The sequence below is a fragment of the Acinetobacter sp. 789_lipA genome, assembly GCF_058242845.1.
In genome coordinates, this window is record NZ_JBZAYS010000001.1 from 278,343 (window position 1) to 294,021 (window position 15,679).

Below are 15,679 nucleotides of genomic sequence, written 5' to 3' on the forward strand. Positions count from 1 at the left end.
ATAATTCTTATTATAAATCTCAGCTGATGCTTATTATATTTAATAATTTAAAATCATAATCTTAGATATTAATTTTAAATTAAGATGTATTATCATTACAGTCCACATTGACATAACCTATGCACTGTAATGATATATTCAATTAAACCCAATATATAATAATTCTCAATTAAGGTTGATACTGAATATCAGCATCGGTTTCTTCACCACCTTGCTGTCCATCTGCGCCAAAAGAATATAAATCAAATGGTCGTCCATCGGTCCCAGGTGCAACATATTGAATGTCATTATCCCAACTGTCTTTCGGATATCCACCTTTCACATAACCGCCGGGCAACCAATTTTTTGCAGACTCAGGCTTATTCACCAAAGCGTCGAGTCCACCCTCTTGCATCGAAGGATATTTACCATTATCCAATTTATATTGATCCAATGCCGCAGCAACACCTTTAAGGGTAATGACAGTGGTATCCACTTTGGCTTTTTCACCGCGTCCCATCACATTGGGTACAATTAAGGCTGCCAATACACCTAAAATAACAATCACCACCATGACTTCAATTAAGGTAAAGCCTGAAGCTTGGCGTCTATAGATTTTTGATTGCATGTGAATTTTCTCTTCCATCTTATATTTTTAAAATTAAATCATGTTGTTCATATTGACGATCGGTAGCATCACGGCGATCACAATCACCAAGACAATGCTTGCCATCAGAACCAACATCAGTGGCTCCAGTAAAGCCAGCAAGGTCGATATGAGCGTTGTCACCTCTCGGTCTTGCATGGTCGATGCGCGCTCCAACATCCGATCCAATTCACCCGACGTTTCACCACTTTTAATCATTTGTACCATCATCGGTGGGAAATAACCACTGCGCTCCAGCTGGGTCGCAAGGTTTCCACCTTCAGTCACTTTTTCTGCGGCATGATTGACCGCATCGCGAATCACCCAGTTATTACTCACCGCCGCGCCAATTTTTAACGCATCCACCAAGGGCACACCTGACTGGGTCAAAATCGATAAGGTACTGGCAAAGCGTGCGGCATTTATACCACGTGAAAGTTTACCGAATAATGGCAGTTTGAGCGTTAAACGATCAAAGGCATAATGCCCTGCTGTGGTTCTTAAAAATCGCAGTAATAAGCCGATGCCTAGTACACTGCCCACCAATAAAAATGGCCATGCCACTCGAATAAAATCGCTGGCTTTCATCAAGCCAACGGTAATCCATGGCAAGGCATCTTTGCTTTGGTCAAAGGTTTTGACAATGTCAGGCACTACATAAGTCATGAGCCCCATCACGATGGCAAAAGACATCAGCATTAAAATAATCGGATAAATCATCGCGCCTTGGATTTTCTTTTGCATCGCAAAGCGATTTTCAGTGTAGTCTGCCAGCTGATCTAAAATTAAGTCTAAATGTCCTGAACGTTCGCCAGCGGCAATCGTGGCAATGTACAACTCTGGAAAGCGTCCAGATTGCTGTAAACCCTGTGCCAATGAATGACCTTCCAGTACTTTAGAACGCACTGACATCAATAGATTTTGTACATGTGTTTTTTCTGACTGCTTTCCAACCGCACGAATGGCTTCTTCCAACGGAATGGCCGCCGCCACAAGTACCGAAAGTTGACGTGTCAATAAGGCCAAATCATAGGCGGTAATTTGTTTTTGAAACCATGTTTTACTGCTGTGCTTATCTTTTTGTTCAACAGGATCAACCGAGACTGGGATCAGCGCTTTATCACGAAGTTGTTGCCGAATTTGACGTGCTGAATCACCTTCGAGCACGCCTTTTTGCTGCTTTCCTGCGGCATCGAGTGCGGTAAATTGATATGCTGGCATGTTTACGCTTTCTAATTGTCCATTTAGTCATTTGGCGCTGTTGCATGTCGGCACCAAAATCATTCATATTCTAAGTTATAAATTATGTCATCACTCTAACACAACTCATTCATCGCACAACGACAATTTCATCAGGACATTTTGAGCTTTTTATGCCAGAAACTACACTTTCCACAACACCAAGCTACCGTATTCGTGTGGCTGTTCCCGTTTATCTATATGACTGTTTTGACTATAGTTTAACGGCTGAACAATACCACCAAGCTGAAGTGGGTGCACGTGTGGCTGTCTCATTTGGTCGCCAAAATGTGGTCGGTGTCATTGTTGAGAAACTCACTGATGAGAAACCACTCGATTTAGGCTTTAAACTCAAAGCCATAACTGAGTTGCTCGATGACAGCGCTATTCTAGATGCTAAAGTTTTAAGTTTATTGACATGGTCAGCGCAATATTACCAATTTCCCATTGGGGAAGTGATGCATACTGCTTTACCCAGCTTTTTACGCCAAGGTAAACCCTATAATTTACTGGCGCGAATGTGGAAGCTGATTGATGATCATGCCGAAGACAAATTGAAGCGTTCTGAAAAACAACAAGATGCCTATAAAATTTTAAAGCTGCATCCCACAGGAACGTCTGAAAACATTCTAAATTTGGCTGGCATTGAAACTGCGACCTTAAAGGCCTTAGAAAAAAAGCAAATCACCCAGTGCATACTTGAAGCCCAAGACTTTAAACCACAAGCTATGACGCTGGCGCAAATGCCCCTCACCCCCAATGATGAACAAAAGCGTGCCATTCAAAACATTCTCAAAGCTCATCATAGCTACCACGCTTTCTTACTGGATGGTTTAACCGGTAGTGGGAAAACTGAAGTCTATTTGCAAGTCATGCAAGAGGTTTTAAAACAAGGCAAACAAGTCTTGGTATTAGTGCCTGAAATTGGTCTCACCCCACAAACAGTGAGCCGTTTTCAGTCACGTTTTCACTGTCATATTGCGCTACTACATTCAGGTTTAAATGATTCTAAGCGCCTTCAAGCCTGGCAAAGTGCGCAAACGGGCAAAGCCTCAATTGTGATTGGCACACGTTCTGCCATCTATACGCCCCTTCCGCATCTGGGTTTGATTGTCTTAGATGAAGAGCATGATCTATCTTTCAAGCAACAAGAGGGCTTCCGTTACCATGCTCGTGATGTGGCTTTATACCGTGCGCACTTAGAAAACTGTCCGATTATCCTCGGCTCTGCAACGCCAAGTATCGACAGTTATGCGTTGGTCGAACAAGGTAAAATGACCCGTTTGGAGTTGGACCAACGTGCAGGTGTGGCCGTGATGCCGAAAATGCATGTGATCGATCTAAAAGTGGCACAAAAACAAAATGGCATCAGCCAACAACTGATTCATGAAGTACAAAAGCGCTTAGACAAAAAAGAACAGGTGCTGATTTTTTTAAACCGTCGCGGCTATGCGCCTGTGTTGATTTGTGAAAGTTGTGGCTGGCAGGCCAAGTGCCCCCACTGCGATGCCAATTTTACCGTGCATCGACAGCCCTATCAGCATTTGCACTGTCACCACTGCGGCACCATCCACCGCATGCCTGAACACTGCCCACAATGTCAGCATAGCGAACTAAAACCAATTGGTTTAGGCACCGCAAAAGTTGAAGAAAACCTACAAGCACTGTTCCCCAACTTTGACGTAATTCGGGTGGATCGTGACTCGACCAGTCGGGTCGGCAGCTGGCAAAGAATCTATAACAAAATCCAAAAAAGTGAACCCATCATTTTGCTCGGCACCCAAATGCTGGCCAAAGGACATCACTTTCCTTATGTGACTTTGGTGGCGATTTTAGACATCGACTCGGGCTTACTCAGTGTTGACTTTCGCGCCACAGAACGTACCGCACAGCTCATCATCCAAGTCGCTGGACGTGCTGGGCGCGGTGAGAAAAAAGGCGAAGTCTATTTACAAACTCTACGTCCAGACCATCCTTTGCTGAATACCCTGCTGGAATCGGGCTATCGCAGCTTTGCCAAGCAAACGTTGAAAGAGCGTAAAGCTGCATGGATGCCACCTTATCGCTATGCGGCTTTATTGCGCTGTGAATCCAAAGACCAAGAACTGAACCAAAGCTTTTTACAAGAGCATGCACAAGTACTGCGCCAAGCCTCAGAAAACAGTATTGATATTTGGGGGCCCATTCCTGCGCCGATGGAACGTAAAGCAGGCCGCTATCAAGCGCATATGGTACTACTGTCCAAAGATCGAGCGCGGATGCATTTTTACATTCGTCAGTGGTGGCAAAATGTCTGGCACAACAAACCGCATGGTATGAAATTGAGCCTTGATATTGATCCACAAGAGTTAAGTTAAGACTTGACGTAAATAAGGCTTAGACCTGAGTCGCGTTCTCCCTTAAACTTCCAACATAAAGAAAAAAATTTAGGACAGGGCAATGTCTCTACTGCTTAAAATCACCCTCTTTTTGGCTGCGGCACTGATGATCGTTCCGTTGGCTAAACGGCTGGGGATTGCCACGGTACTCGGCTATTTATTTACAGGCATCTTACTCGGTCCCAGTGTATTCAATGTCGTCCATGACCCTGAAGACATCCATAAACTCGCTGAGTACGGCGTGATTTTCTTGATGTTCATTATTGGACTCGAACTTCGCCCACAACGTTTATGGGAAATGCGTAAATCCATTTTTGTGATGGGCAGTTTACAAGTAACACTCTGCGGCGTGCTACTGGCGTGCATCGTCTTTTTTGCCCTGCAACAACAGATTGCAGCCAGTGTCGTGATTGGTTTTGCCCTTGCCCTCTCCTCTACTGCGTTTGTGTTGCAGCTGCTCAGTGAAAAACAGCAGCTCAATACCACTTTTGGTCAGCAGTCCTTTTCCATTTTACTCTTTCAAGATATTGCCGCGATTCCGCTGATTGCAGTCATTCCACTCCTTGCAGGGACAAACTCAACCCATCATGGTGTGGCCTACTTTGCAGCGATTGTTGCTACCTTTACAGGCTTGTTTTTATTTAGCCGCTATCTCATGCGCCCTTTTTTCCGCTTTGTGGCCAAAAGTGGCGCACATGAACTGATTACCGCAGTCGGTTTGTTTATTGTCTTAGGCGTAGTCGCGCTGATGGATGTCTTAGGTATCAGTACCACCTTGGGCGCATTTTTAACTGGAGTGTTACTTGCTGACTCTGAATTCCGTCATGAACTGGAAGCCAGTATTGCACCATTTAAAGGTCTACTTCTCGGTCTATTTTTCATGACCGTCGGGATGAGCACGCAAGTTTCGCTGCTGTGGGAAAGCCCAAGTCTGATTGTTGGCGGTGCGTTATTGCTGATGTTGGTCAAACTGCTGGCCTTAACAGCCATCGCTCGCTACTTCGAGTTTTCATGGCGCAATAGTTTGATGCTGGCAACCTGTTTGGCACAAGGCGGTGAATTTGCTTTTGTGGTGCTCAATGTTGCCATGAGTGAACACGTGATTACGCAGGCCATTTTAGAGCCGATCAATTTGATCGTGACATTGTCGATGATTCTGACGCCTATTCTGTACTGGCTGATGAGTTCGTGGGTGGTGCCACTATTCGAAAAAGAAACCACACCCGTCTATGATGAGATTCCTGAACAGCATAACCCGATGATCATTGCTGGCTTTGGCCGTGTCGGACAAATTGTGGCGCGTTTGGTTCACTTACAACACCAAACCTTCACAGCGATTGACAGCAATATAGACAAGGTCGATTTCGTTCGCAACTATGGAGGCAAACTCTACTATGGTGATGCCACTCAACCCGATATCCTGCGTGCAGCCGGTATCGAACATGCCAAAGTGTTTGTGCTAGCCATCGATGATATTGAAGACTCCATGAATGTGGCACGCCATATTCGACTCAATTATCCAGATTTAAACTTGCTGGTCCGTGCCCGCGATCGACATCATGTGCATTTGTTGCGTGACTTGGGGGTAGAACATATTTGGCGTGAAACCTATTTATCATCTTTAGGGATGGCCTATTTTGCCCTACGTAATCTCGGAATTGCAGAACAAGATGCGTATAAGAGCATTGAGTTATTTCGCGATTATGATGAAAAACTGCTCGCACAGCAGCAGAGTATTTATAACGACGAACAGAAGGTCTATGAAACACATCGTAATGCTTTGGCCGAATTAGAACACTTATTTGAAAGTGATACGCAGCTCCGTCAAAGTCCTGTTGGCGTTGACCTACAACGCGAGTTACAACATGACCGAATAGATGTCACACGGGATGAAGTAAAATGACTTGTGTTTTACAATATCGTCACCATTAAGACAGGATATTGGAGAAATTTATGTCTGATTTGCGTCAACGCTTTTATATTGAAGATAGTCCTGTTCGTGGTGAAGTGGTTCATCTAGAAGAAACCCTACAAACCATCTTGGCGCAGCGTGATTATGCACCTGCAGTCCAAGTGCTGTTAGGTGAAATGCTTAGTGCCACGGCATTACTTGCCAGTACTTTAAAAATTAAAGGCCGTATTAGTTTACAAATTCAGGCTTCAGGTAGTTTCAAATGGGCCATGGCTGAATGTAATCACCTTGGTGAAGTACGTGCCTTGGCGGATTATGAAGCAGATCCTCGCTTTAATGCTGCCGACAGCAGCAGTACGGTATTGAGCACCCTCATTAGCCCTGTACTATTTATTAATATTGAGCCAGAATTTGGTGAGCGTTATCAAGGGATTGTGGCTTTAGACAAGCCAAATCTTGCGGGTTGTTTAATGCAGTACTATGACCTGTCTGCCCAAATTCCAACACGTATCGTTTTGGCCAGTTCAGCCCAGCGTGCTGGCGGTTTACTTATTCAGCTGTTACCACGTAACAGTGAAGAGGAACAAGAACGTGTTGATCAAGACTTATGGCCACGTCTGACCATGTTGACTGAAACGCTCAAAATCGAAGAGTTAACCGATTTAGAATCCAGTGAAATTCTTTACCGTTTATACAACGAAGAAGAAGTACGCTTACCTGAAGTTGAAGTACTGAAATTTGGCTGTACCTGTTCTAAAGAACGTTGTGCTCAAGCGCTTGAACAAATTGGCGCTGAAGCCGTTCGTGAAACGCTAGAACATCAAAACCCGATTACCATGGACTGCCAGTTCTGTAACACGCAATATAGCTTTAGTGCAGAAGAAGCCTTGGGTTTATTTGGTGAACACTTAAGCTAAGCGCGTCATGTGCAATAAAAAAAGAGCAACTAAATTGCTCTTTTTTTATGCCTTTGTTCTCATAAAAATAAGATAATTCAAATGATTCATCACTTTTATTCATAGATATTTCACTGGTCACACCGCTTAAATTTCGTTATAAATAAACCCATAATTTTTATATGTCTTTATTTTTCTCTTCCATTGGGGTTTTATCATCATGAAATTTTCTTGCAGTCTTTTCGTACTCAGCAGTTTATGTGCCTTCTCCAGTTTTGCAGCAACTGATCCTTTGGTCGGAAAATGGAAAACTATCGATGATAAAACAGGATACTCTCTCAGTGACGTCATGATTGAAAAAGACAAAAACAATAGCTATAAAGCAGTCATCGTAAGTACGCGTGAAATTCCAGGTGCGCTAAAAATAGAAAACTGTAGCAAGTGTGATGGGGTCAATAAAAATCAACCCATCGTCGGCATGACAACGCTCAGCCATTTGCAGTTAGACAATGCCAAAGATTCGACCTATAGCCATGAACAGTTCCTCGACCCTTTCACAGGGCTACGTTATGACGCATATGCACGACTCAGCAACAATGGTAAGCACTTACGAATTCGAGGAACGTCGACCGAAAATGGCGGTGGGCGCAACATCACATGGGTCAAATACTAAGTATCCCTCATCCATCAAAGCCCCTTTCATCGGGGCTTTTTTCTTGTCATGTTTTGAAACAATAAGGAACATATCTTTACTGTTGAAATCTGCTGAAAGGCTGAATAATGATTGAAACTTAATCAATTTATTTAATCTTATTTATGCCGAAGAACCATTATGAAATACTCGGTTTAACGCGAGATGCGACCGCCGAACAAATTAAAAAAGCCTATCGAAAATTGGCACGTAAGTATCATCCCGATGTCAGTAAGGAGCCTGATGCTGAAGCACGTATGCAAGAATTGAATGTCGCCTATGACACCTTAAGTGATGAAACGAAAAAAGCAGAATATGACTTTGAACTCGATCATCCGCAAGGCTCACAGCAATTCAACCCCAATGCAGGCTTTGGCGGTTTTGAAGATGCATTTCGGAATGCCCAAGGTGGGCAACAGGCACATGATTTTTCAGGATTTGAAGACTTATTTGGCCGTTTTGGTTCAGGTTTTGGAGGATCAAACTATCAATATCAACGCCAAAATAGCACACGCCATAAAGGCGAAGACCAACATGCGCGTTTAGAGGTCGATCTTGAGGTTGGATTCCACGGTACCACCCAAACTATTACCTTACAAATTCCTACTTTAAATGCCTATGGTGAAGCGGAAATTCAGCGCAAAACGCTGGAAGTTAAAATTCCCAAAGGCATGAAAGAAGGGCAACAAATTCGCTTAAGTGGTCAAGGACAGTCAGGTATTCAGGGTGGTGAAAATGGCGACCTGTATATCGAAATTTATTACAAAGATACGGAGACCACACGCGTTGAAGGAGTTGATGTCTATCACCAACTGAATATCAGTCCTTGGGAAGCCGCTTTGGGGCAAAGCATCACCGCCGCGCTCCCTAATGGTCGGACATTACAAATTCAAATTCCGAAAAATGCCAAAACGGGGCAGCAACTCCGTTTAAAAGATCAGGGGATTCCAGCCAAAAAGGCAGGACATTTATATTTAATTTTAAACATTGTTCAACCTCCTGCGCAGAGTGAGCAAGAACAGCAAGCCTACCAAGCCTTTGCTGAAGCCTTCCCTCACTTTAAGCCGCGTCAGTCTTAAGGAGAAAGTTATGACGACTATTCAATATCGTGAAATTATTTTAGACGGATGTCGACACGCTGAAATTGTTGATGAACAACATAGCTTTGATTTAAAGCATTTTGCTGAAGCCTGCGGACAAAGTCCTGAATGGGTTTTACAGCTGTTGGAATATGACATTCTGCCTAACCGACCCGATAACCGCATTCACCAATTTTTTGGTGATGATGTCTCACGTGCACGGCGAGCCTATCGCTTACAACGTGACTTTGATGCCAGCTTTACTGCAGTCGCAATGATGCTGGATTTGATTGAGGAAGTTCAAAAACTTCGTCGTGAAGTAAAACATTTACATTTCACTGACCCAGTTCAAACGACTCAACACTAGTTCTATAAAGAAAGATGGGCGCATGCCTTTCTTTCTTTTTTTATTTTTGAATAAGAGGATTAGACGGCAACCATGAAACTCAAAGTTTGTAATAAAAAGACTAAGCTCATGTTTCCTGAATACCGAGACATGATTCAACAGCTTAGAGAAGACAATCCGCATTTTTCTAAAATGTTTGACGACCATGAAGCTCTCGATCAGGAAATTTGTTTACTCGAACAAGACCCTGTCAGGATTCATCGTGGAGAGATTGAGCCCCTCAAACGCAAAAAGTTGTTCATTAAAGATCAGCTTTACCGGATTTTAAAAGGAGCCCAGTTAAAAACCTCTTAAATTAAATCTCCCTGCGACGCCCACATATCCGAATAATAAATTGAACAAGGATAGCGTCAGCATATAAAGAAATACCCTAAAACCCATTGGCTTTAATGGTCTATGCGGAAAATCACCGAATTATTTTAATTTGGTGATTTTCTCTAAATCTTTGATGGTGCCCTTCACGGTTTGCTTGATCGGCTCATAATCGATAAACCAAAACAAATTCATATGTTGATCCGCATGCTGCTGTGCCAACATATCAATGACACTTTTTTCGCCACGCCCGACCAAATGACGTCGATAAAAATAATACAGCAGAATCAATGTCGTCATTAACATGATACCTAACATGATCCAAAACCCTGTTGGAGACTTCAGTCCAGGAATAAACTCAAAGTTCATACCATACACCCCTGTCAACAAGGTTAGCGGCGCAAAAATCGCGGTAATAATGGCTAAAATCCGCATGTTTTCATTGGTTTGATTGGCAATGGCTGAAAAATGTAGATCGATAGCTGCTTGCACTGCATTTCTCAAGCGAATGGTATGCTTTTGAATACGTTCAATATGACTGGTTAAATCATCGACACGTACCAGCATGATGTCTTGTTTTTCACTACGTTTTTTCCCTTTCAAGTGCGAATAATTATCGACAATTTCATCGCGTAATTCCTGCAAAGTTTCGATTTGTTCTTCGCACAAATTTTCCACTTGTTGAAAAGCCATATTCTCTTGCAACAGTTGATGCCACTTGGTAAAGCGACGATGGCCTTGTAAAAGCTCTTGCTGCCAAAACTCCACTCGACGCGTCAGCGGAACACGTAAATCGAGATAACCATCCACCATGTTATTGAGCAGTCTCAAGGTCAAATCTAAAGGTGTTGCGGGTAGTTTTCGTGGCTTATTATGTTCTTCAATCGGACGGCTCAACACCGTTTCCATACGCTGAATATAGCTTTCAACTTCTTTATTGCCCTGCTCTCTAACCGTAATCAAAACTTGCGGCGTAAGCATAAAGCTAATCGGGGTCGTCGCCAGACCAAAGACCCGTTCATGTTTTTCAGTCGCTTGCGTATCAAGCTTGATTTGATCATCAGGTGTGATCAGCTTACGAAAGATCAGCAAGTCATAATCTTCCAAAGTGTCAAAGGCACAAGGGTGTTCTAAATTTAGAATGTCACGCAGATGATATTCATTCATCCACAGTCCCGTTGCCGCATAAATGTCCTGCTGCCAATGTTCTGCCCGATTGACCACATCGTCACGACTACACTCCACCCAAATAAACTCGGCTTCCTGCTCTGCAATCGGCTGTTTCTGCACATAAGTATGCTGTGCGGTGGGATGTTGATAGAAATAATAGCTTTGCATATCTCATTTATTATTGTCTGTCTTAGCCAGCATGATGCCATAAAAAAAGCCCTGAGCAAGCCAAAGTTTAAATTGGCCAAGCTCAAGGCTTTTCTAAGACAACTCAATTCACATGGCAAAAACCATGTGAATTGACAAGAGATTAAACTTGTTCGATATCTTTCATCGTCAATTTGATACGACCACGGTTGTCTACATCCGCAACTTGTACCTTAATTTCTTGACCTTCTTTCAACACATCTGCCACGTTTGCAATACGCTCGTTCGAGATTTGTGAAATGTGAAGTAAGCCATCAGTACCTGGAAGGATGTTTACAAACGCACCGAATTCAACGATACGAATGACTTTACCAACGTAAATTGTACCTGGTTCAATTTCAGCAGTCAGTGCTTGGATTTTTGCAACTGCAGCAGCAGCAGCAGCTTTGGTTTCACCAAATACGCGTACTGTACCGTTGTCTTCAATATCAATTGCAGCTTTGGTTTCTTCAGTAATGGCACGGATGGTCGCACCACCTTTACCAATCACGTCACGGATCTTGTCTGGGTTGATGTTGATCACTTGGAATGTCGGTGCATGCATTGAAATTTCAGGGCGAGCACGTGAAATCACTTGGTTCATTTCATTCAAGATATGCATACGGCCTGCATACGCTTGGTTCAATGCCGCTTCCATGATCTCTTCAGTGATACCTTCAATTTTGATATCCATTTGAAGCGCGGTAATACCGTTCGCAGAACCAGCTACTTTAAAGTCCATGTCACCTAAGTGATCTTCGTCACCTAAGATGTCAGAAAGAACTGCGAAACGCTCGCCTTCTTTCACTAGACCCATTGCGATACCTGCAACTGGCGCTTTCAATGGAACACCTGCATCCATAAGTGATAATGAAGCACCACATACAGAAGCCATTGAAGATGAACCGTTTGATTCAGTAATGTCCGATACGATACGAATCACGTACGGGAAGCGATCAGCCGCAGGAAGAACTGCTTGAACACCACGACGTGCCAAACGACCGTGACCAATTTCACGACGCTTAGGACCAGATTCACGACCTGTTTCACCGACAGAGTATGCAGGGAAGTTGTAGTGCAACATGAAGTTGTCAGTTTTAGTACCGGCTAGGGTATCAACCATCAACGCATCACGGGTATTACCTAAAGTGGTAGTTACCAATGCTTGAGTTTCACCACGTGTGAATAATGCAGAACCGTGTGCACGGCCTAATACGCCCACTTGAACATCAATGGCACGAACAGTTTTCGTGTCACGACCATCAATACGTGGTTTACCAGACAAGATGTTGTCACGTACCGTACGGTATTTCAAGTCTTCGAATAATTCGTCAACTTCAGCAGCAATACCAGTTTCATCTTCTTCAGGAACAAACTGAGCAACAGCTTCAGCATGAAGCGCATCTAATGCTGCATAACGGTCTTGCTTAACAGCAATTGTGTATGCTTCAGAGATTTTCGCTTCGAATGCTTCTTTCAATTTACCAAGAAGTTCTTCATTTTTAACTGGCGCAACCCAAGTAGATTTAACTGCGCCCGCAGCTGCAGCAAACTCTTTAATTGCTTGAATTGCGATTTGCATTTCGTCATGACCAAAAAGTACAGCGCCTAACATTTGGTCTTCAGAAAGTTCTTTCGCTTCAGATTCAACCATCAATACAGCAGCTTCAGTACCTGCAACCACAAGGTCAAGATCAGATTCTTTAAGCTGTTCTAAAGTTGGGTTAAGGATGTATTCACCGTTGATTAAACCAACACGTGCGCCTGCGATTGGGCCTGCAAATGGAACACCAGCAATAGACATCGCAGCTGAAGCACCCAACATTGCAGCGATATCGCCTTCCATGGTTTTGTCAGAAGAAATAACAGTCGCTGTTACTTGGATTTCGTTGTAGAAACCTTCTGGGAACAATGGGCGGATTGGACGATCAATAAGACGTGAAATTAAAGTTTCAGCTTCAGACTGACGACCTTCACGCTTACCGTAACCACCTGGGATACGACCTGCAGCATATTGTTTTTCTTGGTAGTTAACAGTCAACGGGAAGAAATCTTGGCCTGCTTTTGCTTTTGGTTGAGCAACGATTGCAACAAGAACCTGTACACCACCCATGGTGATCACAACAGTGTTTGCTTGACGAGCAACACGACCTGTTTCTAAAACAACCGTGTGTTGACCATATTGGAATTCTTTACGAATAATATTAAACATAGACATGTATTTTTCTTTCCTGATTTTTATTCTAGTGGAGACCCCTAAGGTTTGGCATTCACATCGCCATTTCAGGCAACTGTATAAATGACAAAGCTTAGAAGCCGACCTCACCAGAGACTAAAAATATGATTTTAAGACACAAAGAAGGAGCGAAACATTCGCCCCTTCCCCATTACCTCACAGAAGCAAGGTAGACTTTCTTTTTCAGTAATAAAGCATTCAAAATGCGATAGTCCGAAAATAAAAGTTTAATCGAATTAACGACGTAAACCTAAAGCAGCAATCAAGTCGCTGTAACGAGTAGCGTCTTTACCTTTAAGGTAATCAAGAAGCTTACGACGTTGGTTAACCATACGGATAAGACCGCGACGGCTATGGTGGTCGTGTTTGTGCTCTTTGAAGTGACCTTGTAAATCATTGATTTGAGCAGTTAAAAGAGCTACTTGAACTTCTGGTGAACCAGTGTCGTTTTCAGCGCGAGCAAATTTAGCAATGATCTCTGCGCGATCTGCGTTTGTTAAAGCCATTCGATTTCTCCGAGATGCTTATAAGTTACATTTGATACAAATCAACTTGATTCTTCAAAACCAAGTTGACTGCCGTGCATCACTACAGCAAGGCATTATTTTAAGGGATCTAGCGCTATATTGCAAAAATGTTTTATGTTCGCAGTCAATTCAGCAACTGACGGCTTTGCACAAATCATGCACAATCATGACAATTCTGATTTTCAACATCAGACTCAGACCCAATAAAAACGAAAAATAGAGAGAAATTTGTGAAAATTTTATCTGCCAATACCTGTTATGTCCCGCATGACCTCAACCACGTGATTCGTTCTAAAGATGAGGTCTCCGCTACCTTGGGTGGCATGAATGATGCACAAATTCAAAGCATTTGGGCCAGTGTAGAGTCTCTATATAAAACAGGAAACTACCCTTTCATCAGCCTCTGTTTACGTCGTCAGGGACAAATATTGTTAAATCGCAGCATTGGTTATGCGCAAGGCAACTCAGCCGATGGTTTAGCGGCAGATGCGAAAATTGGCACACCCGATACCCCTGTTTGCTTATTTTCCGCCTCTAAAATCGTTACAGCCATGCTGATTCATATGTTGGATGAACGCGGTGATCTGAATTTACTCGATCCGATTAGCCACTATATTCCCGAATATGGCGTAAACGGTAAACGTCGTGCCACCATTTTCCATTTGCTCGCTCATCGTGGTGGCATTCCTCGCATTGACAGTAAAGTCACACCTGAGCTGTTGTTTAATCAAGATCAAATTTTAGAACGTCTTTATGCTGCACAACCCGTTTCAGCCTCAGGCACACATCTGGCGTATCACGCCGTGACGTCAGGTTATATTTTAGGGGAAATTATCAAGCGGGTAACAGGTCAAACGGCCCGTGAATTTCTTGCCGAAAATATCGAAAAACCCATGGGCTTAGATTACTTTAACTATGGCCTAAAACCTGAGTATCGAGCGGATGTCGCTTTAAACTATGCCACAGGTCTACATCCACGTTTAGGCACAGACCATTATCTTAATCGGGTACTGGGCGGTGGTTTACAGTTGGCGGTCGATGTGACCAATGATGCGCGCTTTATGGACACGATTTGCCCAGCGGGCAACATTTATACCAGTGCCGAACAAGCTGGACGTTTCTTTGAAATGCTCTTGAGTGGTGGCGAATACCAAGGCAAACAAATCATGAGTGCCCAAACGGTATTTCGCTCGACATTGGCCACGTCAGGGGTCAGTTTAGATCGGACATTATTAGTCCCGATGCGTTATGCCTTAGGCCCAATGTTAGGGAGTAATCCTATTGGGTTATTTGGACCCATGACTGGGCAAGCCTTTGGACATCTAGGGTTTTCCAATATTCTCTGCTGGGCCGATCCAGAACGTGATATTAGTGTATCGCTATTAACCACAGGAAAATCTGTCGTCGGGACCCACTTACCGGCTTTAGCGAAAACGCTTTATCAAATCTCAAAACATTGTCCCAAAATCTTAAAGCACCAACGTCGCTCCTTATTTGCAACCGATCGAAGCGAAACAGATTTAGTCTGAGCATAAAAAAAAGCCCAAGTAAACTTGGGCTTTTTTGCGCTGTAGTGTTCTTTTATTTTTGTTCTTGTTGTTTTAGTTATCATTATAATAATGCGCTTTTCCGCGTCTTGTATTAAACATTCCATGTTTAATCATTTACATCCTTATGTGACAGATTTTGCCACATCACACAGAAGAAAAAAGTCGTATTTCACTCATCTTCATGTAAGCGATTGCTTACATAAACTCCTCATTTCCTCCATTATTTAGCCTAAACTTCTCTAAAAAATGCAATAATTAAAATTTAATTAATCAAAAACAATCACTTAAAACATAAGCCGTGCAATACTGAGACAGTATCTCTTCAATATTCAATCTATAACTGTATTTTATGCTTCGAGGAATGAATGGCTATTTTTTGTCACATTTTGCCAATTTATCAGATATAAAAAAGCCTTGTAGTCTCTCCCAAAACTACAAGGCTTAGCGGCTGTAAGTTTCCTCTTTCACCTAC

Annotated in this window: 13 protein-coding genes; 8 read left to right on the plus strand and 5 right to left on the minus strand. The window is 43.0% G+C overall.

The features are described 5' to 3' along the window. Positions 1 to 169: 169 nt before the first annotated feature. Both gspG and gspF read right to left on the minus strand, forming a co-directional pair. A complete protein-coding gene (gspG, locus tag AC4CUZ_RS01335; protein WP_010325797.1) occupies positions 170 to 607 on the minus strand; it encodes a type II secretion system major pseudopilin GspG in 438 nt (145 codons plus the stop codon). A 33-nt stretch (positions 608 to 640) separates the two neighbouring features. Continuing rightward, complete coding sequence (gene gspF, locus AC4CUZ_RS01340) at positions 641 to 1,846, minus strand: type II secretion system inner membrane protein GspF (protein ID WP_490747155.1); 1,206 nt, start codon at positions 1,844 to 1,846, stop codon at positions 641 to 643. Between the two features lie 152 nt (positions 1,847 to 1,998). On the opposite strand from gspF, the gene AC4CUZ_RS01345 reads away from it, so the two are divergent. From AC4CUZ_RS01345 to AC4CUZ_RS01375, 7 genes are all read left to right on the plus strand, one after another. Next, entirely contained in the window at positions 1,999 to 4,221 is a 2,223-nt protein-coding gene (locus AC4CUZ_RS01345) for a primosomal protein N' (protein WP_114836931.1), read from the plus strand. Between the two features lie 82 nt (positions 4,222 to 4,303). Continuing rightward, positions 4,304 to 6,145: a monovalent cation:proton antiporter-2 (CPA2) family protein gene (locus AC4CUZ_RS01350; RefSeq protein ID WP_078388552.1), complete on the plus strand. Its 1,842-nt coding sequence runs from the start codon at positions 4,304 to 4,306 to the stop codon at positions 6,143 to 6,145. A 50-nt stretch (positions 6,146 to 6,195) separates the two neighbouring features. Beyond that, positions 6,196 to 7,071, plus strand: coding sequence for an Hsp33 family molecular chaperone HslO (hslO, locus tag AC4CUZ_RS01355; protein WP_004978815.1), 876 nt, complete (start codon positions 6,196 to 6,198; stop codon positions 7,069 to 7,071). A 199-nt stretch (positions 7,072 to 7,270) separates the two neighbouring features. Further along, positions 7,271 to 7,723 (plus strand): DUF2147 domain-containing protein, encoded by a 453-nt coding sequence (locus tag AC4CUZ_RS01360; protein ID WP_419380880.1) that lies wholly within the window; start codon positions 7,271 to 7,273, stop codon positions 7,721 to 7,723. Positions 7,724 to 7,866: 143 nt separating this feature from the next. Next, positions 7,867 to 8,820 carry a DnaJ C-terminal domain-containing protein gene (locus tag AC4CUZ_RS01365; protein WP_078388551.1) on the plus strand — a complete coding sequence of 318 codons (954 nt, stop codon included), beginning with the start codon at positions 7,867 to 7,869 and terminating at the stop codon, positions 8,818 to 8,820. Between the two features lie 10 nt (positions 8,821 to 8,830). After that, on the plus strand, positions 8,831 to 9,187 hold the full coding sequence (locus AC4CUZ_RS01370) for a chaperone modulator CbpM (protein WP_279043864.1): 357 nt from the start codon (positions 8,831 to 8,833) through the stop codon (positions 9,185 to 9,187). Between the two features lie 72 nt (positions 9,188 to 9,259). Then, complete coding sequence (locus AC4CUZ_RS01375) at positions 9,260 to 9,520, plus strand: HP1242/YdcH family protein (protein ID WP_004692664.1); 261 nt, start codon at positions 9,260 to 9,262, stop codon at positions 9,518 to 9,520. 120 nt (positions 9,521 to 9,640) lie between these two features. Here AC4CUZ_RS01375 and AC4CUZ_RS01380 read toward each other — a convergent pair whose 3' ends face one another. The 3 genes from AC4CUZ_RS01380 to rpsO form a co-directional block, all read right to left on the minus strand. Beyond that, complete coding sequence (locus tag AC4CUZ_RS01380; protein ID WP_004692666.1) at positions 9,641 to 10,876, minus strand: magnesium transporter CorA family protein; 1,236 nt, start codon at positions 10,874 to 10,876, stop codon at positions 9,641 to 9,643. 142 nt (positions 10,877 to 11,018) lie between these two features. After that, complete coding sequence (pnp, locus tag AC4CUZ_RS01385; RefSeq protein WP_171355061.1) at positions 11,019 to 13,106, minus strand: polyribonucleotide nucleotidyltransferase; 2,088 nt, start codon at positions 13,104 to 13,106, stop codon at positions 11,019 to 11,021. A gap of 260 nt (positions 13,107 to 13,366) precedes the next feature. Then, on the minus strand, positions 13,367 to 13,636 hold the full coding sequence (rpsO, locus tag AC4CUZ_RS01390; RefSeq protein ID WP_004692669.1) for a 30S ribosomal protein S15: 270 nt from the start codon (positions 13,634 to 13,636) through the stop codon (positions 13,367 to 13,369). A 251-nt stretch (positions 13,637 to 13,887) separates the two neighbouring features. On the opposite strand from rpsO, the gene AC4CUZ_RS01395 reads away from it, so the two are divergent. Continuing rightward, entirely contained in the window at positions 13,888 to 15,186 is a 1,299-nt protein-coding gene (locus AC4CUZ_RS01395) for a serine hydrolase domain-containing protein (protein ID WP_058868812.1), read from the plus strand. Positions 15,187 to 15,679: the final 493 nt, after the last annotated feature.